This is a genomic window from Flavobacterium sp. GNP002, from assembly GCF_054343795.1.
In genome coordinates this window covers 72,805-94,635 of sequence record NZ_JBTGUW010000001.1, presented here as the reverse complement: position 1 = coordinate 94,635, position 21,831 = coordinate 72,805, and the positions used below count along the sequence as shown (strand labels likewise).

17 protein-coding genes are annotated in these 21,831 nt (G+C 33.9%); 8 read left to right on the top strand and 9 right to left on the bottom strand.

Features of this window, described 5'->3' with window-relative positions; all coding sequences use genetic code 11:
• Positions 1–271: 271 nt before the first annotated feature.
• Genes ACXX80_RS00440 through ACXX80_RS00415 form a run of 6 tightly spaced genes read left to right on the top strand, consistent with a single transcriptional unit; the run spans position 272 to position 7,777 of the window.
• A complete protein-coding gene (locus ACXX80_RS00440) occupies positions 272–3,403 on the top strand; it encodes a PAS domain S-box protein (protein WP_458551527.1) in 3,132 nt (1,043 codons plus the stop codon).
• A gap of 6 nt (positions 3,404–3,409) precedes the next feature.
• Complete coding sequence (locus ACXX80_RS00435; RefSeq protein ID WP_458551526.1) at positions 3,410–4,138, top strand: sensor histidine kinase; 729 nt, start codon at positions 3,410–3,412, stop codon at positions 4,136–4,138.
• Between the two features lies 1 nt (position 4,139).
• Positions 4,140–4,553 (top strand): response regulator, encoded by a 414-nt coding sequence (locus tag ACXX80_RS00430; RefSeq protein WP_458551525.1) that lies wholly within the window; start codon positions 4,140–4,142, stop codon positions 4,551–4,553.
• 21 nt (positions 4,554–4,574) lie between these two features.
• A complete protein-coding gene (locus tag ACXX80_RS00425) occupies positions 4,575–4,997 on the top strand; it encodes a response regulator (protein ID WP_458551523.1) in 423 nt (140 codons plus the stop codon).
• Positions 4,998–5,006: 9 nt separating this feature from the next.
• Complete coding sequence (locus ACXX80_RS00420; RefSeq protein WP_458551521.1) at positions 5,007–7,385, top strand: response regulator; 2,379 nt, start codon at positions 5,007–5,009, stop codon at positions 7,383–7,385.
• Positions 7,386–7,411: 26 nt separating this feature from the next.
• Positions 7,412–7,777: a response regulator transcription factor gene (locus ACXX80_RS00415; RefSeq protein WP_458551520.1), complete on the top strand. Its 366-nt coding sequence runs from the start codon at positions 7,412–7,414 to the stop codon at positions 7,775–7,777.
• 570 nt (positions 7,778–8,347) lie between these two features.
• Here ACXX80_RS00415 and cysK read toward each other — a convergent pair.
• From cysK to truA, 5 genes are all read right to left on the bottom strand, one after another.
• Positions 8,348–9,262, bottom strand: a complete 915-nt coding sequence (gene cysK / locus ACXX80_RS00410) for a cysteine synthase A (RefSeq protein ID WP_458551519.1) — start codon at positions 9,260–9,262, stop codon at positions 8,348–8,350.
• Between the two features lie 5 nt (positions 9,263–9,267).
• Positions 9,268–10,104, bottom strand: a complete 837-nt coding sequence (locus ACXX80_RS00405) for a serine O-acetyltransferase (protein WP_458551518.1) — start codon at positions 10,102–10,104, stop codon at positions 9,268–9,270.
• Positions 10,105–10,328: 224 nt separating this feature from the next.
• Positions 10,329–11,717: a dihydrolipoyl dehydrogenase gene (lpdA, locus tag ACXX80_RS00400; protein ID WP_458551516.1), complete on the bottom strand. Its 1,389-nt coding sequence runs from the start codon at positions 11,715–11,717 to the stop codon at positions 10,329–10,331.
• Between the two features lie 294 nt (positions 11,718–12,011).
• Complete coding sequence (locus ACXX80_RS00395) at positions 12,012–13,766, bottom strand: ABC transporter ATP-binding protein (protein WP_458551515.1); 1,755 nt, start codon at positions 13,764–13,766, stop codon at positions 12,012–12,014.
• A gap of 63 nt (positions 13,767–13,829) precedes the next feature.
• A complete protein-coding gene (truA, locus tag ACXX80_RS00390; RefSeq protein ID WP_458551513.1) occupies positions 13,830–14,564 on the bottom strand; it encodes a tRNA pseudouridine(38-40) synthase TruA in 735 nt (244 codons plus the stop codon).
• Positions 14,565–14,834: 270 nt separating this feature from the next.
• On the opposite strand from truA, the gene ACXX80_RS00385 reads away from it, so the two are divergent.
• A complete protein-coding gene (locus ACXX80_RS00385) occupies positions 14,835–15,332 on the top strand; it encodes a metallophosphoesterase family protein (protein WP_458551512.1) in 498 nt (165 codons plus the stop codon).
• Here the strand turns inward: ACXX80_RS00385 and ACXX80_RS00380 are convergent.
• From ACXX80_RS00380 to ACXX80_RS00370, 3 genes are all read right to left on the bottom strand, one after another.
• Complete coding sequence (locus ACXX80_RS00380) at positions 15,307–17,034, bottom strand: tetratricopeptide repeat-containing sensor histidine kinase (protein WP_458551510.1); 1,728 nt, start codon at positions 17,032–17,034, stop codon at positions 15,307–15,309. The genes ACXX80_RS00385 and ACXX80_RS00380 overlap by 26 nt on opposite strands.
• Before the next feature lie 59 nt (positions 17,035–17,093).
• The gene (locus ACXX80_RS00375) at positions 17,094–17,756 is read right to left on the bottom strand and encodes a response regulator (RefSeq protein ID WP_458551508.1); all 663 of its coding nucleotides are present in this window, start codon (positions 17,754–17,756) and stop codon (positions 17,094–17,096) included.
• Positions 17,757–17,914: 158 nt separating this feature from the next.
• Positions 17,915–18,328: a DUF4293 domain-containing protein gene (locus tag ACXX80_RS00370; protein WP_099714847.1), complete on the bottom strand. Its 414-nt coding sequence runs from the start codon at positions 18,326–18,328 to the stop codon at positions 17,915–17,917.
• A 183-nt stretch (positions 18,329–18,511) separates the two neighbouring features.
• Between ACXX80_RS00370 and rho the strand changes: the two genes are divergently transcribed.
• Complete coding sequence (gene rho / locus ACXX80_RS00365; RefSeq protein WP_458551507.1) at positions 18,512–20,314, top strand: transcription termination factor Rho; 1,803 nt, start codon at positions 18,512–18,514, stop codon at positions 20,312–20,314.
• Positions 20,315–20,439: 125 nt separating this feature from the next.
• Here rho and ACXX80_RS00360 read toward each other — a convergent pair whose 3' ends face one another.
• Positions 20,440–21,696, bottom strand: a complete 1,257-nt coding sequence (locus ACXX80_RS00360) for an RsmB/NOP family class I SAM-dependent RNA methyltransferase (protein WP_417991818.1) — start codon at positions 21,694–21,696, stop codon at positions 20,440–20,442.
• Between the last annotated feature and the right edge of the window lie 135 nt (positions 21,697–21,831).

Here is a 21,831-nt window from a genome sequence, read left to right as displayed (position 1 = left end):
ATAGAAGAAAAGAATAAGATTTTTGTGTGAAAGTTTATTCTTTTATCTAATGTTAATTTTAGAGTCAAGAACCCACAAATTTAAGTTTGATTTTAGTTTTGACCATATAAAATGGGATTAAGACTCCAATTATTCAAAAAAAAAATTATTTTTGTATGTACACCTTCTTAAAGCGGGAAGTGCTATATAGTTGTTAGCTATTAATCAATAGTTATTTAAACGGATTTAAATTCTTGTTTAATGAAATTTAAAAGAATACCCACCCAAATTAATGAAAAAAATCCCTTTACCTACAAATGAATCGGAACGATTAACAGCTCTTGAAAGTTATTCAATTATGGATACTTTACCGGAAAAAGAGTATGACGCAATAACACAATTGGCTTCCTATATTTGCGGAACTCCAATAGCTTTAGTCAGTTTGTTGGATAAAGAAAGACAGTGGTTTAAATCAAGTGTTGGCTTAGGAGCGTCCGAAACTCCTAGAGAAATTTCGTTTTGCCAATATGCCATCATGGGAGAGGAAGTCTATGAAGTTGCAAATGCTTTAGAGAATAAATTATTTGCTGCTAATCCTCTGGTAACTGGCAATCCTGATATTAGATTCTATGCGGGAGCACCGCTAAAAGACTCAGATGGTTTTAATTTAGGATCGCTTTGCGTTATTGATACGGTGCCTAGGACCTTGAGTACAGAACAAAAAAATGCTTTAAAATTATTGGCAAACCAAGTCGTTTTATTATTGCAATTGCGAAAAAAGAATTCAGATTTAAATACTACCCAAAAAGAATTTCAGAATTTTATTGACCTTTCAAAGGATTTGGTTTGTATTACTAATGTGGATGGATTATTTTATAAAGTGAATCCTGCATTTACGTCCGTATTAGGTTATTCTAAGGAAGAACTGGAAGGAATTCCCTTTGTTAATTTTGTTCATCCGGATGATTTGGCATCAACCTACCATGAAGTAGAAAAACTTTCTAACGGGGAACTTACAATCAGTTTTGAAAACAGATATCTCTGTAAAAATGGGAAATATGTTTTATTGAGCTGGAATACCTCACCAGATCCTATCACTGGTAATCTGTATTGCATAGCCAGAGACATGACTTTAGAAAATGATCAAAAAGAAGCGCTTGTAAAAACAAGTAGTGAATTATCTGCAATTCTAAATTCTACAGAGTTTTCAGTAATTGCGACGGATCTTGATGGAACAATTAAAGAATTCAATAGAGGAGCTGAAATTATGCTGGGTTATACAGCCGCTGAACTAGTTGAAAAAAATTCTCCGGCTATTGCGCATGTTTTAGATGAAGTAATTAAAAGGGCAGAAGAGCTCACGGTTGAACTTGGAGAAGAAGTACTTCCTGGATTTGATGTTTTTGTTGTTAAGGCACGAAAATTAGGGATAGCTGATTCTCATCAGTGGACCTATGTACGAAAAGATGGCAGCACATTACCCGTACAATTATCAGTAACTGCTATAAAAAATAATTTAGATGAAATTACAGGTTATCTTGGGATAGCAAAAGACATTACTAAAGAAAAAGAAGCACAGTTAAATTTAATAAACAGTAATAAATTATTAGACGAGTCACAAAGTATTGCTAAAACAGGAAGTTGGAAATTTGATTTAATCACAAAGGATTTAATTTGGTCAAAAGGACATTATAAAATTTTCGAAATTGATGAATTAGCTCCGGAAATCCTATATGAAGCTTACAGAAAGATTCTACGCCCGCAAGACTTGGTACTATTAGATAAAGAAATTGAAAAAAGTGTTGCTACAGGTCAGGATTTTGAGTTTTTAAACAGTATTGAATTCCCTGATAACAGAGTAAAATACATTTTAACTTTAGGTGAGGTTATCAAAAATGAAGCGGGAGAAGTTATAGGTGCTCAAGGGAGTATTCAGGATATTACTGAAAAGACATTGGTGGAACAAAGTTTGATAAATAGCAATAAATTATTAGATGAATCACAAAGTATTGCGAAAATTGGTAGTTGGAAATTTGATTTAGCTACAGATGATTTGGTTTGGTCAAAATCACATTACAATATTTTTGAACTGGAAGAGTTAAGTTCTGATAAGTTATTTGCTGCCTATAGAGAAAGGATATTTCCCGATGATTTAGAAATATTAGATAATTTAAACCATGATAAATTAGATATTGATCAAGATTTTAAAATTAGTTATCGAATAGTTTTACCAGGTAATAGATTAAAGTATATTTTAGAAATTGGGAAGCCCATTAAAAATGAAAAAGAGCAAATAATTGGTTTGCAGGGTTCTATAATGGATGTTACTGAAAAAACACTTGCAGAGCTAAAAATTGCTGAAAAAGCAAAAGAAATCAATGACATCAGAGCCGCATTAGATGAATCTTCAATTGTTTCTATTATGAATAAAAACGGGGTGTTTTCATTTGTAAATGATAATTTTTGTACTATTTCTAAGTATACAAAAGAGGAATTGGTAGGAAAAGACCAAAGAATAATTTCAGGTGACCTTTCACCGGATTTCACTAGAACGATATACAAAACAATTATAAACGGGAATGTATGGAAAGGAGAGATTAGAAATTTAGCTAAGGACGGAACGTATTATTGGGAAAAAACAACCATTGTACCCTTCTTAGATGAAAAAGGAAAACCATATCAATATATTGCTATCAGTGCGGACATTACCGATCAGAAAAGTGCCGAAGAAAACTTAAAAGTAGCATTATTAAATCTTGGGAAAACGAATAAAGAGCTCGATCAGTTTGCATACGTAGTGTCACATGATTTGAAGGCTCCTCTCAGGGCAATCAATAATCTTTCGGAATGGATTGCTGAAGATATGCCGGATATGCCAAAAGAGGTAAGCACAAACTTTGATTTATTGAGAGGTCGTGTGATGCGAATGGAAAATTTAATTAATGGAGTTTTAGATTATTCGCGTATTGGACGGGTTGAAATTGCGAACGAAACTATTGATTTGAAACTAATGCTAAGTCAAATCGTAGATTCGATTGTTCCAATGGAAGGTTTTGAAATTACAATTGATGGTAACTTTCCGATTATTGTATCTCAAGGAATACTGTTGCAACAGGTTTTTAGTAATTTGATTAGTAATGCAGTAAAATACAATGATAAACCTTTGGGGAAAATAGGATGTCATTATAAATCGGTATCCGGTTTTCACCAATTTAGTATAAAAGACAACGGTCCAGGGATTGAGGAAGAGTACCATGAAAAAGTATTTAAAGTTTTTCAAACCATTGAAGCGCGCGATGTAAAAGAGAGTACCGGAATTGGGTTATCTATTGTCAAAAAAATTATTGAAGAAATAGGAGGAACTATTCATATTGAATCCGAACAAAATAAAGGATGTAGTTTCATTTTCACCGTGCCTAAATAAATTAAAATGGAGGAATCTGAAAAAAAGTGCCAAGAAGAATTGGTAACCCTTAAAAAAGAATTTGAAGAGTTTATTTATATTGTTTCACACGATATAAAGTCGCCAATGAGAGCGATATCAAATATAACGACCTGGATTGAAGAAGATCTGGGAAGTGATGTAAATCAAGATGTTTTAACTAACTTAGGATTGTTGAAAAATAGAGTAAGCCGCCTTGAGAACATGATGAATGCATTGCTTGAACTTTCGCGGGTTGAACGAACAGAATTAGAATTTTATGAATTGAATATTCCTAAAATGGTTTCCAGTTGTATTGCTTTATTTGATAACACAGCAAATGTAGATTTTCAATTTAATACTGATCTGCAACAGGAGAATTGTATCACTTTAGGGCTGAAAATGCAAAAAGTAATAATGTGTGTGCTTGATAATGCTGTACGGTTTAATCATGAAGAGAACAGGAAAGTATTTGTTGACGTAAGCGAAAATGAGAATGATTATGAAATAAAAATCAGTGATAATGGTCCGGGAATACCGGAACAGGCAATTCAGAAAATTTTCTCTATTTTTTATACCGTTAATTCTAAAGATGAAGCGAATACAACTGGAGCTGGTTTAGCCATCAGTTGTAAAATCATGAAATTAGTGGGAGGGAAATTAGCATATGCACCGGGATTAATCAGCGGTTCAGTGTTTACAATAAATTGGCCCAAAACAATAACATTTAAAAATTAATATGATGAACCAAAAATTGGTAAATATTTTATTAGTCGAAGACGATGAAGTAGACGTAATGAATGTAAAAAGAGCATTCTCTAAAAACAATATTATGAATCCGCTTTTTGTTGCTGGAAACGGAGTGGAGGCCCTTGAAATGCTCGACGACAAGATAATTCCTATGCCTAAAATCATTATTTTGGATATTAATATGCCAAAAATGAATGGAATCGAGTTTCTGAAAATTATGAGAGAAAACGAAAAATTTAAAAATATATCGGTTTTTGTGATGACCACTTCAAACGAGGACAGTGACAAGATCAATGCTTATAATTTGAATGTTGCCGGATACATTCTTAAACCCCTTTCTTTCGAAAAATTCTTGACTTCAGTTGCTACGCTCAAAAATTTCTGGCAATTATGTGAAATGTAATTTATTTAAATTATTTTGGTTATGGGAAACGCAAACATCTTGCTGGTAGATAATAGAAAGACCACAATTGAAAATATCAAAAAGTCTTTTTTAGAAATTGATTGTAAGCATACTTTATTTTCAGCAGAAAACGAAAATGAGGCATGGTTAATGTTAGATGGATCTCATAAAATAAATCCTGTTCCTAAAATAGTACTTATTGATGTGAACAGAACAAAGAAAAAAGGAATAAATTTATTGAGTGCAATACGAAATCATCCAGATCTGAAATCGATTTTAATCTTTGTGATTACAGACTCGGATGAAGATATTAATAAAGCAGCAGCTTTGAACCTGAATATTGCCGGTTACATTCCAATGTCATTTGAAAGCGATAAATTGAATTATTCTCTTTCGGTATTGAATGATTATTGGAATATCATCGAATTTTCAAGTCAAAAATAACAGCATATTATGGCCCTTGTTTTAAAAATTTTAATAATCGATGATGACAAAATCGACTCTATTACAATCAGCCGTTCGATATCTCAATCTGGAATGATTGCTGAGGTAGACAGTGTGTTTTCTGCAAAAGTAGGCATGGAAAAGATTGAATCAATGTATTATGACTTAATCTTTTTAGATTATTTGATGCCGGATACGGATGGAATTTCTTTTTTGAAAAAAGTAAGAACGGCAGGAATTGAAACACCTATAATTTTTGTAACCTCACAAGGTGACGAGAAAATTGCCAGTCAGGCCATACTAAGCGGTGCTTCGGATTATATCCCAAAAACCCTCTTGACTCCTGATGGTGTTTCTCAAAGTATTAGAAATGCAATCAAATTACATGAAAGTATAAAACTCCGAAAAGATACTGAATTAGCGTTGAAGGTAAATGCTAACCGACTTCTGGAAGCGCAAAAGTTAGCCAAAATAGGAAGCTGGGAAATTAATTTAAGCACTAATGAGGTCTATTTTTCGGATGAATTCTTTACTATTTTCGAAATAGAAAACGAAGAAATTGCTTCAGTTAATTTTTTTAAATCTTGTTTTACTGATACTGAAGATTTAGCTCTTTTTGAAAACAATCTGAACCATGTTATTAACACAAATGCAGAAGTACAGTTTCATCATAGCATCACAAGTAAAAAAGGAACGGTAAAATATATCAATGAATTCATCAAATGTGTGAATGACGAAAATGACAAACCGTATAAAATTTTGGGAACCATTCAAGACATCAGTGAACAAAAACGTACAGAAGCAGAATTAATTAAAGCAAAAGAATTAGCAGAAAAAGCAGTTGTTGTAAAAGAGCAGTTTCTTACTAATATGAGTCATGAAATTAGGACTCCTATGAATGGAATCATTGGATTTGCCAGAATTCTTGAAAGTACAAATCTAGATAATGACCAGAAGCAAAGCGTGGAAGCAATTAAAAAAGCCAGCCATAATTTGATGTATATTATTAATGATATTCTCGACTTTTCTAAAATTGAAGCCGATAAAATGACTTTTGAAGAAGTACAATTTTCTCTATCCAAAACAGTGAGTTACGTGATTGAATTACTATCTCCTAATGCAAAAGAGAAAAAAATAAAATTATTATACGATATTGATCCGGATATAAATGGCATTTTAATTGGAGATCCTACAAAACTATCTCAAATTTTAGTAAACTTGGTTGGGAATGCTTTAAAATTCACCGAAAAAGGATATGTGGAAGTAGTCGTTACTGAAATGCAGGAAACTGAAACCGATACTTTGATTAAATTTTCAGTAATCGATACCGGAATCGGTATTGCAAAAGATAAAATAGATTCCATATTTGAAAGTTTCAATCAGGCTTCAAACGAAACTGCTAGAAAATATGGAGGAACCGGGCTTGGTCTTACCATAACGCGAAAACTGGTCGAGTTACAGGGCGGAAAAATTACTGTTGAAAGTGTATTTGCAGAAGGAAGTGAATTCTCTTTTTCATTGCAGTATAAAAAGGCGGAAAAAGCAACAAGCAATCTCACTAAATTAAAAAATACGGTAATCAATCCTGATTTCTTAAAAGACATAAAAATACTTTTAGTGGAAGATAATGAATTGAATCAGCTTCTTGCGATGAAAGTTTTTGGAAAATGGGACAAACAAATTGATATTGCCGTTAACGGAAAAATAGCGATTGAAAAGATCACGAATACCGATTATGATATTATTTTGATGGACATCCAAATGCCGGAAATGGATGGGAATGAACTCACACATTATATTCGGACTCAAATGGGGTATAAATCTAATGTTCCTATTATCGCTTTGACGGCGCATGCTACATTGGGAGAAGAGAAAAGATGTTTGCAAAATGGAATGAACGATTATTTGTCTAAACCCTATGATTTTAATGTATTATTGGAGAAGTTATATCATAATGTAAATTTAAATAAAGGAATTCATTCACCATCTTCAAAAACACTAAATGAAGTGTTGACAGGAGATAAATTAGTTAATTTTAAATATTTAAAGGATTTCGCTGAAGGAGATCAGAGTTTTATTAAAAATATGGTTGCTATTTTTTTAGAAAACACACCAGAATCCATAGAAATTATTTTGAAATCAAACAAAGATGATGACATAAAAACGTTGAAAGAAGAAATTCATAAGCTAAAATCGTCCATCAGTTTATTGGGTATTAGCAAGGCTTCAGAAAGTATAGAAATTATCGAAAATGAAATTGAGACAAATCCCTTGAGTCAGAAAAGAAGAGATGAAGTTGTTTATTTAAATAAACTTTGCCAGTTGGTTATTACTGAGCTTGAGTTTGTAGAAAATATTAAATTATCCCATGATTCTTATTTTTTTTAAAGCTATAAACTTATAAAACTATTTGTATGAAGAAGATATTAATTGTGGATGATGACGAGATGATGTTGAAAACCATGGAATTCAGATTGGTTAAAGAAGGATATCACGTGATTCTATGTCCAAACGGTCAAGTTGCTTTAGATAAAATAGTTTCAGAAAATCCAGATTTAATAATTTCTGATATCATGATGCCTTATATTTCCGGATTAGATATCGTAAGAAAAGTGAAAATCGAACTGCAATTAAATATACCAATTATTATACTTTCAGCTGTTGGATTAGAGAAAACAGTATTGGAAGCTTTTGAACTTGGCGCAGATGATTTCATAACAAAACCTTTCACTCCAAATGAATTATCCGTTAGAGTGAAACGCCTTTTGATTAAAAAATAGTACTTTCAAAAGCTTCCCTTTTAAATAATAATTTCATATATTTTACTTTAAACCGGTTAACGTTATACAAGTAAATCAACGCTTATAAGACGCATGGCCAGGGCTGTTTTTAAAATTGTAACACGTTTAAAACTTCCTTCTCCAAATTCCTCAAACTCTTTACGCGATTCATACAACTGTGGTGCTCTAACTCCCAACTCTCTGGCGAGTTGTGATACATTTGTTCTATCATAACTCAATTAAACGGCTTTCTCTTTAAAAGCTTTGTCATAAATTTTTCAGACTTGTTTCATAGGCTGAAATTGAGTTTAGTTTTTAACTTTCTGTGATAGCTAAGTCAGCATGTCTACTAAAGCATTTAACATGTACGTTTTGTGTTAAGGATGGCAGTGAAACTCCTTTTATTAAGCACAGCTGAATAAAAGATTATAACGGAAAGCCTTACCTTGTTGCAGGACTAAACAAAGTAATTTATACAATAGCACTGCAACAAGGACACGCCAAAAAATAAACGCCATAAAAAAACCGACTTGTTTTACAAATCGGTTTGTATTTAAAGAGGATTTTCGTTTATACAAATAAGCCTTCGATGCTTAAATAGTGTTCGCCGGTGTCGTAACAGAAGGTCAGGACTTTGGCGTTTTCAGGGATTTTAGGTAGTTTTTTGGCCACGGCTGCCAGCGAAGCTCCAGAGGATATTCCTACGAACATGCCTTCTTCTTTAGCGGCTCTTTGGGCATAAGCAAATGCTTCGTCTTTGCTTACTTGGATGGTTCCGTCTAAAAGCTCCGTGTGCAAATTGGTAGGGATAAATCCTGCTCCAATTCCTTGAATAGGGTGGGGAGCTGGTGTGCCACCGCTGATTACTGGTGAGGCTTCAGGTTCTACAGCATACACTTTCAGGTTGGGGAAATGTTGTTTCAATATTTCGGCACAACCCGTGATGTGACCACCGGTTCCTACGCCGGTAATCAAATAATCCAGCCCTTCAGGAAATGCATTTATGATTTCCTGAGCGGTGGTTGTTTTATGAATTTCAATATTGGCAGGATTATCAAACTGAAGTGGCGACCAGGCATTTGGCATTTCAGCAACTAATTCCTGTGCTTTTTCCAGCGCGCCTTTCATTCCTTTTTCGCGAGGTGTCAAGACAAATTCGGCACCATAAAGGCTCATGAGTCGGCGCCTTTCTATAGACATGGATTCTGGCATGACCAGCACTAATTTATAACCTTTTACGGCAGCAACCATAGCGAGTCCAATGCCAGTATTTCCGGAGGTAGCTTCAATAATGGTACCTCCTTCTCTTAATAATCCTTTTTCTTCGGCATCTTCGATCATGGCAAGCGCAATTCTGTCCTTGATACTGGCTCCGGGATTTGCACGTTCCAGTTTAATCCAAACATTGTGATTTGTTCCAAACAAACGGTTGATTTTTACGTGTGGTGTATTACCTATTGTTTCGAGTATGTTGTTGTATTTCATAATATTTATATGGAGAAAAAATTAATATCTTTTATTTCCTGTTGATTCAAAACGGTGTTTTTATTGGATTGCATCACAAATGAATACGGATTCACACTCTTGGTAATAAACGTATTTCCGCCTATAATACTGTGGTTTCCTATGATTGTGCTACCGCCCAAAATGGTGGCATTGGCATAAATAATAACATGGTCTTCTACGGTAGGATGGCGTTTTTTTTCCTGCATGTTTTTTTCTACTTGCAACGCTCCTAAAGTGACTCCTTGATAAATACTCACGTGTTTTCCTATGGTTGTGGTTTCACCAATGACAATTCCAGTTCCATGATCAATGATAAAAGGAACGTCAATGGTGGCACTTGGGTGAATGTCGATTCCGGTTTTGCTGTGGGCATATTCGGTAAGAATTCGCGGCAACAAACAAGTAGTTCGGGAGGCAATTGCATTAGCAATGCGATAGACTTCTATGGCAAAAAAACCGGGATAAGAATTAATAATTTCCTGAATGCAATCAGCGGCAGGATCTGTATCCAGAATAGCCTGAGCATCTTTTTGCATCGAATTATACAATTCCGGAAGCGCGGTGTAAAATGATTCAGCATCATCTAAGATTTCATTGGCTGATTTGTCTTTTACAATCTCCGAAAGAATGGCAATAAAGTTGGCTTTATTTTGGTCCAAAAGCAATTCGATTTGAATGGTTTCCAAAGCTTTTTCAGGAAATAATATTTTGAATAAATCATCAATCCAATTGATGATTTTAGAAGAATCGATTGCTCTTACCCAATTTTTATTTTGGTTTACATGTAGTGTATTCGAAAAACGGTTGGTTTCAGTATTCATTTATAATGGAATAAAATCAGAATTAAACGAGAAAAAAGGCTCGAAATACAAATATACAGTAGAATTAAATAGGTTCATAACCTTGCTTTGTAAATAAATGTTAATATGTTAAATTCCCACAAAATGGATGCTTTGTGTTGGAAATGTTTCCACAAAAAAATCCGATTTGCTTTCACAAATCGGATTAATTTATAATCTGAAATCTTTATTATAAATTCTGAAATCTACAAATGGATTACCTCACCATACGCATCAGCTACAGCTTCCATAACCGCTTCACTCATGGTTGGGTGCGGGTGAATTGATTTTAGGATTTCATGTCCTGTAGTTTCTAGTTTACGCGCTACAACTGCCTCAGCAATCATATCAGTAACTCCGGCACCAATCATGTGACATCCTAACCATTCTCCGTATTTAGCATCAAAAATTACTTTTACAAAACCATCCGGAGTTCCGGCAGCTTTCGCTTTTCCTGAAGCTGAGAACGGGAATTTTCCAATTTTCAATTCGTATCCTTTTTCTTTAGCTTGTTTTTCAGTCAAACCTACAGAGGCAATTTCTGGAGTTGCATACGTGCAACCCGGTACATTTCCGTAATCGATAGGTTCTACATGCAATCCTGCAATTTTCTCCACACAGTTAATTCCTTCCGCAGAAGCTACGTGCGCTAATGCTTGTCCTGGCGTTACATCACCAATAGCGTAATAACCTGGAATGTTCGTTTGGTTGTACGCGTTTACTAAAATTTTATCTTTGTCAGTAGCAATTCCTACTTCTTCTAATCCGATGTTTTCAATGTTGGTTTTGATTCCAACAGCCGAAAGTAAAATTTCCGCTTCTAACACTTCTTCTCCTTTTGCTGTTTTCACAAATGCTTTAACACCTGCTCCAGTAGTATCAATTCTCTCAACAGATGAGTTTTTCATGATTTTGATACCTGCTTTTTTCAAAGAACGCTCCATTTGTTTCGAAATGTCTTCGTCTTCAACAGGAACTACATTTGGCATAAATTCTACAATGGTAACATCAGTACCCATAGAATTATAAAAATGTGCAAATTCAACTCCAATCGCTCCAGAACCAACGATAATCATCGATTTTGGTTGTGTTGGTAATGTCATTGCTTGTCTGTAACCAATTACTTTTACACCATCTTGAGGTAAGTTTGGCAACTCACGAGAACGTGCTCCAGTAGCGATAATAATATGATCCGCACTGTATTCCGTAACTTTATTGTCTTTGTCAGTAACATCAACTTTCTTTCCTGGTTTTAGTTTTCCAAAACCATCAATTACATCGATTTTATTTTTTTTCATTAGGAATTGAACACCTTTGCTCATTCCGTCAGCTACTGAACGGCTGCGTTGTACAACAGCAGGGAAGTCTTTGTCAAATGATGAAACAGTCAATCCATAATCAGAAGCGTGTTTTAGATAATCAAAAACTTGAGCTGATTTTAGTAATGCTTTTGTTGGGATACAACCCCAATTTAAGCATACACCGCCTAAGTTTTCTTTTTCTATTACGGCTACTTTAAAGCCTAATTGTGATGCTCTAATAGCTGTAACATAACCACCTGGACCACTTCCTAAAACTATAATATCGTATTTCATTTTGTGCTTGTTTATTTGTTATTTGTACAAAATGCAGTCGGCAAGGCCTCGTGTCATTTCAAAGTTTTTTATTTGTTTTTTATTGGTAAAATGAATTCGTAAAAACTCATTTTATTTTGTGTGTTTCTCTTGTTTAATTATTTGGGCGAATTTAAGGATTTATTCTGTTTTGAGAAAGTTTCAAAGTAATAAAGTGGCAAACTAACCATTTTTCAAAAATTCCCGCTCCTCAAACTCTTTAATTAAATTTTTGCGTCCTTTGCGAAAACTTAGCGCTCTTTGCGGTTTAAAAAACTAATTTGCCACCGAAAACTGGGAATCATACAAATTCTTGTAGTACCCACTCTCGCGGTTGATTAATTCTTGGTGTGTTCCTTGTTCTACAATCAGTCCTTTATCCATTACCACAATTTTATCAGCATTGACAATCGTTGCCAAGCGGTGCGCAATGACAATTGATGTTCTGCCTTTGGTAATCGTTTCCGTAGCGCGCTGAATCAATTCTTCGGAATACGTGTCTATTGATGAAGTGGCTTCGTCCAGAATCAAAATACTTGGATTGCTCACATATGCTCTCAAGAAAGCAATCAACTGGCGCTGACCGGAAGAAAGCATAACGCCGCGTTCCTTCACATCAAAATCATAATTATCGGGTAAACTCATGATGAATTCGTGTACGCCAATTTTTTTGGCTGCAGCCAAAACCTGTTCGCGACTAATCTCAGAATTATTCAAGGTGATGTTGTTGAAAATAGTATCTGCAAAAAGGAAAACATCTTGTAAAACAACCGCAATTTGTTTCCGTAAAGAATCCAAAGTGTAGTTCTCGATATTGTGATTGTCAATATAAATAGAACCGCTGTTGATTTCGTAGAAACGATTAAGCAAATTGATAATCGTAGATTTTCCGGCACCAGTAGAGCCTACAATGGCAATGGTTTGACCCGCACTCACCTCTAAATCAATTCCTTTTATCACTTCTTCATCTGGAATATATCCAAAACGAACTTTTTTGAACTTGATATCTCCTTTAAAAATCGGAGCTTCGATGGTTCCGGTATCCTGAATTTGATCTTCGGTATCCAAAATGTCAAAAACACGGTTCGCCGCAATCATTCCCAGTTGCATCTCGTTGAATTTATCAGCAATTTGACGCAGCGGATTGAATAACATTCCAATGAACATGGTGTATGAAAATAAATCTCCAAAAGTGGTAAAATTATCGCCGTTTAATATCTTGATTCCTCCATATAACACAATAAAACCAAGCGTTAAAGACGAAATAATATCCGCAATAGGGAAGAAGATGGAGTTATAAAGAATAGTTTTTATCCATGCTTTTTTGTGCTTGTCGTTGATACTTTTGAATTTTTCGTATTCAATTTTTTCACGATTAAAAAGTTGGACAATCTTCATTCCTGTTACGCGTTCCTGCACAAAGGAATTCATATTGGCAATTTGTGTACGTACTTCTTCGAAAGCGACTTGCATTTTCTTTTGGAAAATTCGGGTGAAGAAAACCAGAATTGGCATCGCCACAATCACAATCCAAGTCAAGGTCCAGTTCATGTAAAACATAAAAGCCAATACGACAACCATTTTCATCAAATCACTGATAATCATGAACAATCCCTGACTGAAAATTCGAGCTATCGATTCAATATCCGATACCGAACGCGTTACGAGTTGGCCTACAGGAACGTGATCAAAATATTTCATTCGGAAACTTAGAATGTGTTGAAACAGTTTTGTCCGAATGTCTTTTACAATGTCTTGACCGAGCCAGTTCGCCCAATAGACAAAGTAAAACTGAGAGAATACCTCGAGCAATAGCACAATTCCCATCAGGATGACATACAATAATAATCCTTGTTGGTCTTGGGTTGCAATATAACCATCAACGGTTTGTTTCAACAAATACGGACGTAATGCCGCAAAAATCGATAGTGAAATGGCGAAAATAATTACACCATTAAAACGCCATTGATAGGGTTTGGTGAATTTTAATATTCGTTTGAATAATCTAGTATCAAATGCTTTTGCTTTCATATTTTTTCTTTAAGCCTTATGCTTTAGGCTTTAGGCATAATGCGTAAAGCTTACAGCCTGAAGCTATAAATAATCGTATTCTATTTTGGTTAAATACAAACCATGCGCCGGAACCGAAAAACCAGCTTTATCTCGGTTTTTACTTTCTATGATGGTGGTAAAATCTGCCAGTGAAATTTTGTGTAATCCTATGTTTACTAATGTTCCCACAATGGCACGCACCATATTTCGTAAAAAACGATTGGCCGAAATGGTGAAAATTAGATTGCCGTTTTCTTGCTTCCAATACGCTTCAAAAATCGTACAGTCAAAAGTATTCACATCCGTGTTGACTTTTGAAAAACACTGAAAATCAGTATGATTGAATAGTATTCGAGCTGCTTCATTCATCAAATCGATATCTAATTTTTGATGGAAATACCAACTTTGCTCTTGCGAAAAAACATCTTTGAACGTATTGATGTAGTATTCGTAGGTTCTTTTTGTAGCATCAAAACGAGTATGTGCTTCATCGTGAACCGGAATAATGTCATAAATAACTATGTCTTTGGGCAAGTAAGAGTTGAGCTTGTGTACTAAACTTGGAGTGTCCAACGATTTGTCAAAATCAAAATGAGCATACATCTCTTTGGCATGAACTCCGGTGTCTGTTCTTCCGGCTCCCATAAGATTGATGGTTGTATTCAATAGCACCGAAAACGCTTTGTTCATTGTTTCCTGGACAGAAGCAGCATTGGGTTGGTATTGCCAGCCGTGATAATGGGTTCCGTTGTATGCTAATTTGATGAAATATCTCAAGTGAATTTTTTTGAAGCCACAAAGATACTTATTAATTTTTTTGCCACGAAGTCGCATTGGTGCAAACTTTGTTAAGTTTCGATTTCATTTTTTATTTGGAATTCGAATGTTTATTTTTACCGCAAAATCCTAGCCCTGATAAAAGTGAAAATCCTTTATTGTTTTTCTCTATAATAATAAAGATTGTAACGGATAGCAGGACACGAGCGATGCGAACTGGCGAAGCAAATTGCTCCAGATTACTTCGTACCTCGTAATGACACTATAAATATGAAAAAAATACTTCTGCTTTCTGATACGCACAGTCACATTGACGATACGATTTTGAAATATGTCGCTCAGGCTGATGAGGTTTGGCATGCGGGCGATATAGGTGATTTGGCTGTTACGGATGCGATAAAAAAGCTAAAACCGTTGCGTTGCGTGTACGGGAATATTGACGATGCCACAGCCAGACTGGAATTTCCCTTGCACAACCGTTTTATGTGTGAAGGAGTGGATGTTTGGATTACGCATATTGGCGGTTATCCAGGAAAATACAATCCGAATATTAAAGCAGGGATGGAATCAAATCCTCCAAAATTATTTATTTGCGGACATTCGCACATCCTGAAAGTCATTTTTGATAAAAAACATAATTTATTACACATGAATCCCGGAGCTGCTGGAAAAAGTGGTTTTCATCAAGTACGCACCATGTTGAGATTTGTGATTGAAGGAGATAAAATTAAGGATATGGAAATTATTGAGATGGAAAAACGGGTGTAGTTGTTTTTTTCTGATAGGTAATAGGAACTTCAATAGCCACAGTTGTTCCCGAGTTAATCTTTGAAAGTATTGCGAAAGTTCCTTTCTTATTGTTTATTCGGGCTTTAATTTGATTGATTCCAAAACCTTCCCGAATATAAAATTTATCGGTGTCAAATCCTATTCCGTTATCCTCTATTATGATTTGAAGCGATTTATTGTTTTCTTGAATAGTCAAATTTGCTTGAGTGGCGCGACTGTGTTTTATAATATTGTTTAGTAGTTCCATTGTGATAAAATACATTTTCATTTCGAAATCTTCATTGTAACGTGTTTTTGTAGGTACCACAATGGAGTAGTTAAATTGAATTACTGAGTTTGAATTTTTTTCGCATAAATCTTCTAATGCGTAAAATAAACCAAAACGTGCTAAAAGAGTTGGCATCAATTCATGGGATAAATCACGGACTTGATCATGCGCTTCCTCTAATATAGCTTTGGTTTTTAAGATTTCTTGAGAAATAATTTGGTTCTTCGAAGTGAAAGTACTCAAGTGTAATCCTGCCGAAGAGAGTAAGGCACTAATGTTATCGTGTAAAAAAGAAGCTATTTTTTTTCGTTCTAACTCTTGTCCGTTAATTGATGCGTTGATTATATTTTGATGTACTTGATTTTGAATATCTTTTAGTTTGTTTTTTTGTTTAAGCTTTGAGTTTTCTGAGAAAATGTAAAAAAGGAAAAAGAAAAATAATAAAATAATAATTATTACAATCACAATTTTTTTGTTTCTGGATTGCTCTTGTATTAGTAAATATTCTTTAGTTTTGTACTCGTTTCCTATTTTATCGATTTCTCTTTTATACTCGTCAATTTCAAGATTTATTCCGGCAACATTTGCTTTGTTAAGCTTTTCTTCATTGTTTAATTGAATCGTTAGGTCATTGTAAATTGCCAGATTTTTATACGCATTCTCATAATCTCCATTTTTTAATAAAAATTTAGAAAACTCATGATGCGAATACGATAAATCTGATTTTTCATTTCCTTCAGTTCCTAATTTAATGGCATTTTGAAAAAAAAACGATGCCTTTTGGGTGTCATTTTTATAGCTATGATACATCCCATTTAGCATATTCAGGGCAACAATGGTCGACTCATCGCCATGTTTTTTATGGTATTTGTTTATGTATTTTAAATAGGATAATCCCTCTTCGTAACGACCAATGTCAAAATAGGCCCAAGTAATGTTGAGTTTTGTAAAAACAATTTGAGCTGAATCATGAATTTTAGTGCTGTATTGCAGTGATTTTTTGTAGTAGTAAATTCCTTTTTCGTATTGTTTCTTGTCAAAGCAATAAATATTTCCCAAATTATTATTTAACCAATTTTTTAACTCGTCATTATTGGTTTTATTCGCATGGGCTAACCCTTTATTGTAATAAAAAAAGGCTTTGTCATATTCAGACAATTGATCAAAATTTGCAGCAATCGTGTTATAGGCATATGCAATGAGATTGTCATCTTTTAAAGCAATGGCATAACTTAAAACAAGTCTTGATTTTATTAATGATTTTTCGAAATTTCCCTCTTTCATTAACTTAATTGCCTCGTTGGAAATCAAGGTAACTTCTTTTTTTGAAGGTGCTTTTTTTTGTGAAAAAACAGTGACGCAAGAAAGATTCAGGAGTAAAATCAATACTATAGCAATTTGTTTGTACGGCATAGATACTTTAATTTTTCTGTTTTTTTTGTTACAAGCAAATTGTATTTTAGATAGATAACTCAAGATTTGATTAATTTGTTTTTTATAGCGTATTTAACCAGACTTATAGAGTTTTTGGCGCCTAGTTTTTTCATTATATTTTTGCGGTGAGTTTCAACGGTATTCATACTGATAAACAGTTGGTCACTAATTTCTTTACCACTGTATTCTAGGGATATTAATGTTATGATTTCTAATTCGCGATCAGTTAAAATAGAATTTAAGGTAGACTCATTTTTGATTAATTTTACATTGTCTTTTGTTACCGTATTAAATATTTTTTCACGCACTGATTTACAAAAATATTCTTCGCCTCTTGATACCACCTGAATCGCTTCAACGATATTTTCACCGGCACATTTTTTTGTCAAATAGCCACTGCTGCCTAATTTCATCACTTCTTTAATTATTCTTAAATCATCGTAACTGGATAAAACAATAATTTTACAAGGAAATCCTTTTTCGGCAAATTCCTTAATGACTTCGATTCCATCCTTTTTAGGCATGTTAATATCTAAAATAAGGATATCGGCTTTGTTTTTGGTAACCTCATTGAAAATAGTATGTCCGTTCAGAGAGAATCCAACTACTTCAAAATCAGGAAGGGTATGCAGCAAAGTACGAATGCCATCAATAAGTATTTGATGGTCATCAGCAAGGTGGATTTTAATTTTTTGTAACATATTGGAATTACTATTTTCAAATTTATAAAAAAAATAGGAGAATATCATTTTATAAGATTTCTATTCGCTTTTTAAATCAAATAAAAAGATTAGATACAAAAAAACCCGAATTGTTACATTCGGGTTTCCTTCGCACTAATAAACTAAAATTTATAGGTTTACCTCAATCTGTCCACAGATTTTACAAGATCTTCATCCTTTTTGATAGCTTTATTAGCCAATACTAATAACACGATAGCAACTACAGGTAGAAACATCCCAATACCTTTCTCAGAAACAGCGGGTGTCTCTCCAGATAGATTTAGTGAACGATATACAAACAATCCTAATAAAATCAAATTTAATATGATATTCAATCTGCCAATAACAAATTGATTTTGTCTTTTTTTATAGGAAACAATACTTAACAAAGTCAGTGTAGTACTCAATCCCAGTATTATGGTATACACTTGGCTTTGCATGAAATAAAAGTCTTTTCCATCTTTCATTGTCCATAACGGAATAAAAAATAGTAAGATGCCTGTAACTACAAAAGCAAGTAGTAAATAGATGGTCTGAATTCTTTGTATCATTTGTTAAATATCTTTTACAAAAATATATTTTCTTTTTAATAAATACTATTGTCTGATTAAATTTTATTCGTATTATTGCATCATAATACCGTAAGCACTTCATACTGCGGTTGATTCAAAATAAAGTTCACTACCTATCTTTTACATTATTTTCCAAAAATTAATTAAACTCATAGAACATTCATGTTTGATATTTCTGCATTAAAAGAAATGAAGCTTTCTGAGCTTCAAGAAATAGCTAAATCAGCTAAAACCATAAAAGTTAACGGTGTAAAGAAAGAGACATTAATCAGTCAAATTTTAGAGCATCAAGTGGCAAGTGTTGATTCTGCATCAGAGACAAAAAAAGAAAATAACCTTGATGACGACAAACCTAAAAGAGTTAGAATAGTTCCTGTAAAAAAAGCAGCAATTCAAAAAGCAGTGCCAAATTCTCTTTTTGAAAAAGAAGAAGTTGCAGATGAAATAAATACCCCCGTTGAAAATAATCTTCCGATTGAAGCTGTTGCAAAAGAAGAAGAATCCGCTACAAAGCCGGAATCTGAAGGAAATGAGAAAAAAGTAGGCAAAATTATTAAATTTAATAAATCAGCTTACGAAAAGAAAATTGCTTTAAAAAAGGATAAAGAAGAGGTAAAAGAAGCAAATACAGAGAATGTGATTGTTGCTGACACTGCAACTGAAGAAAAAACAGAAGCTCCTGTTGCTCCAGTAAAAAAGATAAATCCAAACCAATTACATAAGCAAAATCCAAATCAGAATCCAAATCAGAATCCTAACCAAAACCCAAATCAAAATGGAAATGGTAACGGGAATCAAAATCCAAATTTTAAAAATAAGAAAAGTAATTTCGCTGCTTCTGATTTTGAATTTGACGGAATTATAGAAAGTGAAGGCGTTCTTGAAATGATGCCTGATGGATATGGTTTCTTGCGTTCTTCAGATTACAACTATTTGGCTTCGCCGGATGATATTTATTTATCGACTTCACAAATCAGATTGTTCGGTCTTAAAACCGGAGATACTGTAAAAGGTGTGGTTCGTCCACCAAAAGAAGGAGAGAAATTTTTCCCATTAGTTAGAGTTTTAAAAATAAACGGGCACGATCCTCAAGTGGTTCGTGACAGAGTTTCATTCGAACATTTAACTCCAGTTTTTCCATCAGAAAAATTTAAATTGGCAGAAAAACAAAGCACTATTTCAACCAGAATTATCGATTTGTTTTCGCCAATAGGAAAAGGACAACGTGGAATGATTGTGGCGCAGCCTAAAACCGGTAAAACGATGTTGCTTAAGGAAATTGCCAATGCAATTGCGGCGAATCATCCTGAAGTGTATTTGATTGTTTTATTGATTGATGAGCGTCCGGAAGAGGTTACGGATATGCAACGTAGTGTGCGTGGCGAGGTAATTGCTTCTACATTTGACAGAGAACCACAAGAGCATGTGAAAATTGCGAATATCGTTCTTGAAAAAGCAAAACGATTGGTTGAATGTGGTCACGATGTAGTGATTTTATTGGATTCAATTACGCGTTTGGCAAGAGCGTATAATACAGTACAACCGGCGTCAGGTAAAGTATTAAGTGGAGGTGTGGATGCAAATGCATTGCAAAAACCAAAACGTTTCTTTGGAGCGGCACGTAATGTAGAAAATGGAGGCTCATTAAGTATTATCGCTACTGCATTGACTGAAACTGGTTCGAAAATGGATGAAGTTATCTTCGAAGAATTTAAAGGTACCGGTAATATGGAATTGCAATTAGATAGAAAAATTGCAAACAAACGTATTTTCCCGGCTATCGATTTGACATCTTCAAGTACAAGACGTGACGATATGCTATTAGATCAAAAAACATTGCAAAGAATGTGGATTATGCGAAAATACCTTTCGGATATGAACCCAGTGGAAGCGATGGATTTTATTAATGACCGTTTCAAAAAAACGAAGAATAATGAGGAGTTTTTAATCTCAATGAATGATTAATATAAAATTTGAAGTTTTTTAGTTTATGTTTTAAAGTTGTAAAAAGATTAAGCTGAAAAAATAATGATATAAAAAAAAGTCCTCGAATTTCGAGGACTTTTTTTGTAAATTTTAGACTCTAAAACCTATTCTATTTCTTTTTGTATTCTTTTTTCTTTCTGTTCTGAGTTTTCTTTACGTTCTAACAAAGCCATGTAAAATCCGTCAAAACCTGACTCTGAGGCCAATATTTTTTGGTCTTTTATAAAATTGAATTGTTTACCAATGTCAGTTGTCAAAAAGCGTTTTACCTGTTCTTGATTTTCAGATGGTAATATAGAACAAGTAGCGTACACTAATTTTCCTCCCGGTTTTACAATTTTAGAATAACTTTCTAAAACTTCCGATTGTACTTTACGAATATTATCAATAAATTCCGGTTTCAATTTCCATTTAGCATCTGGATTTCTTTTCAGAACTCCTAAACCACTACAGGGTGCGTCAATTAAAACACGGTCTGCTTTTTCGTGTAATTTTTTGATGATTTTTGTCGAGTCAATAATGCGATATTCAATATTGAAAGCACCGTCTCTTTTGGCTCTGATTTTTAATTGCTTCAATTTACTTTCATACAAATCCATTGCAATTAATTGTCCTTTGTTTTCCATCAAAGAAGCAATGTGCAGCGTTTTTCCACCTGCACCAGCACATGTATCCACAACACGCATTCCTGGTTTTACATCAAGGAAAGCAGCTACTAATTGTGAATTAGCATCTTGGACTTCAAAGAAACCTTGTTTGAAAGCGTCAGTTAAGAAAACATTAGCTCTTTCTTTCAGTACCAAAGCATCCGGTTGATTTTTCAGCGTTTCTGTTTCAATGTTTAAATCCATCAAAATAGCACGTAGCGCTTCTCTAGTTGTCTTAAGTGTATTTACTCTTAGAATTACTTTCGCAGGTTGGTTTTGAGCTGCTATTTCAGTTGCCCAAACTTTTTCGCCTAATTCTTTCACGCCTAATTCATCCATCCAGTCTGGAATAGATTCTTTTAAAGCTCTCACTTTTGAAAGTTCGTCAAAACGTCCTTTTATTTTTCGTTCTGGAGTTCCTTCCAGTTGACGCCAATCCGGAATAGGATATCCTCTTAATATTGCCCAAACAGAAAACATTCTCCAAAGATTGTCTCTGTCAAATGGTTCTTTTACTTCGGCTATTTCTGCGTATAATCTTTTCCAACGTACAATTTCGTAGATGGTTTCGGCAACAAACTTTCTGTCAGAGCTTCCCCAACGTTTGTCTTTTTTTAAGGATCTTGCTACCACTTTATCAGCATATTCGCCTTCGTTAAAAATGGCGTTTAATGCATCTATTGTTGTGTAAACTAAATTTCTGTGTAATCTCATTTTAAATAATTGAGGTGCAAAGGTACTATTAATTGATTGAATGTTATATTTTTAATAATGAATGTTGTTTTTTAATTTTTTAGCATAAAAAAACACTGTTTTTAAAACAGTGTTTTTTTATAATTTTAAACTAAA

What these genes read in the sequence shown, in the direction of transcription:
- ACXX80_RS00440 (WP_458551527.1), top strand. Translation starts at nt 272, where the DNA reads ATGAAAAAAATCCCTTTACCTACAAATGAATCGGAACGATTAACAGCT.
- ACXX80_RS00435 (WP_458551526.1), top strand. Translation starts at nt 3,410, where the DNA reads ATGGAGGAATCTGAAAAAAAGTGCCAAGAAGAATTGGTAACCCTTAAA.
- ACXX80_RS00430 (WP_458551525.1), top strand. Translation starts at nt 4,140, where the DNA reads ATGATGAACCAAAAATTGGTAAATATTTTATTAGTCGAAGACGATGAA.
- ACXX80_RS00425 (WP_458551523.1), top strand. Translation starts at nt 4,575, where the DNA reads ATGGGAAACGCAAACATCTTGCTGGTAGATAATAGAAAGACCACAATT.
- ACXX80_RS00420 (WP_458551521.1), top strand. Translation starts at nt 5,007, where the DNA reads ATGGCCCTTGTTTTAAAAATTTTAATAATCGATGATGACAAAATCGAC.
- ACXX80_RS00415 (WP_458551520.1), top strand. Translation starts at nt 7,412, where the DNA reads ATGAAGAAGATATTAATTGTGGATGATGACGAGATGATGTTGAAAACC.
- cysK (WP_458551519.1), bottom strand. Translation starts at nt 9,262, where the DNA reads ATGAAATACAACAACATACTCGAAACAATAGGTAATACACCACACGTA.
- ACXX80_RS00405 (WP_458551518.1), bottom strand. Translation starts at nt 10,104, where the DNA reads ATGAATACTGAAACCAACCGTTTTTCGAATACACTACATGTAAACCAA.
- lpdA (WP_458551516.1), bottom strand. Translation starts at nt 11,717, where the DNA reads ATGAAATACGATATTATAGTTTTAGGAAGTGGTCCAGGTGGTTATGTT.
- ACXX80_RS00395 (WP_458551515.1), bottom strand. Translation starts at nt 13,766, where the DNA reads ATGAAAGCAAAAGCATTTGATACTAGATTATTCAAACGAATATTAAAA.
- ACXX80_RS00385 (WP_458551512.1), top strand. Translation starts at nt 14,835, where the DNA reads ATGAAAAAAATACTTCTGCTTTCTGATACGCACAGTCACATTGACGAT.
- ACXX80_RS00380 (WP_458551510.1), bottom strand. Translation starts at nt 17,034, where the DNA reads ATGCCGTACAAACAAATTGCTATAGTATTGATTTTACTCCTGAATCTT.
- ACXX80_RS00375 (WP_458551508.1), bottom strand. Translation starts at nt 17,756, where the DNA reads ATGTTACAAAAAATTAAAATCCACCTTGCTGATGACCATCAAATACTT.
- ACXX80_RS00370 (WP_099714847.1), bottom strand. Translation starts at nt 18,328, where the DNA reads ATGATACAAAGAATTCAGACCATCTATTTACTACTTGCTTTTGTAGTT.
- rho (WP_458551507.1), top strand. Translation starts at nt 18,512, where the DNA reads ATGTTTGATATTTCTGCATTAAAAGAAATGAAGCTTTCTGAGCTTCAA.
- ACXX80_RS00360 (WP_417991818.1), bottom strand. Translation starts at nt 21,696, where the DNA reads ATGAGATTACACAGAAATTTAGTTTACACAACAATAGATGCATTAAAC.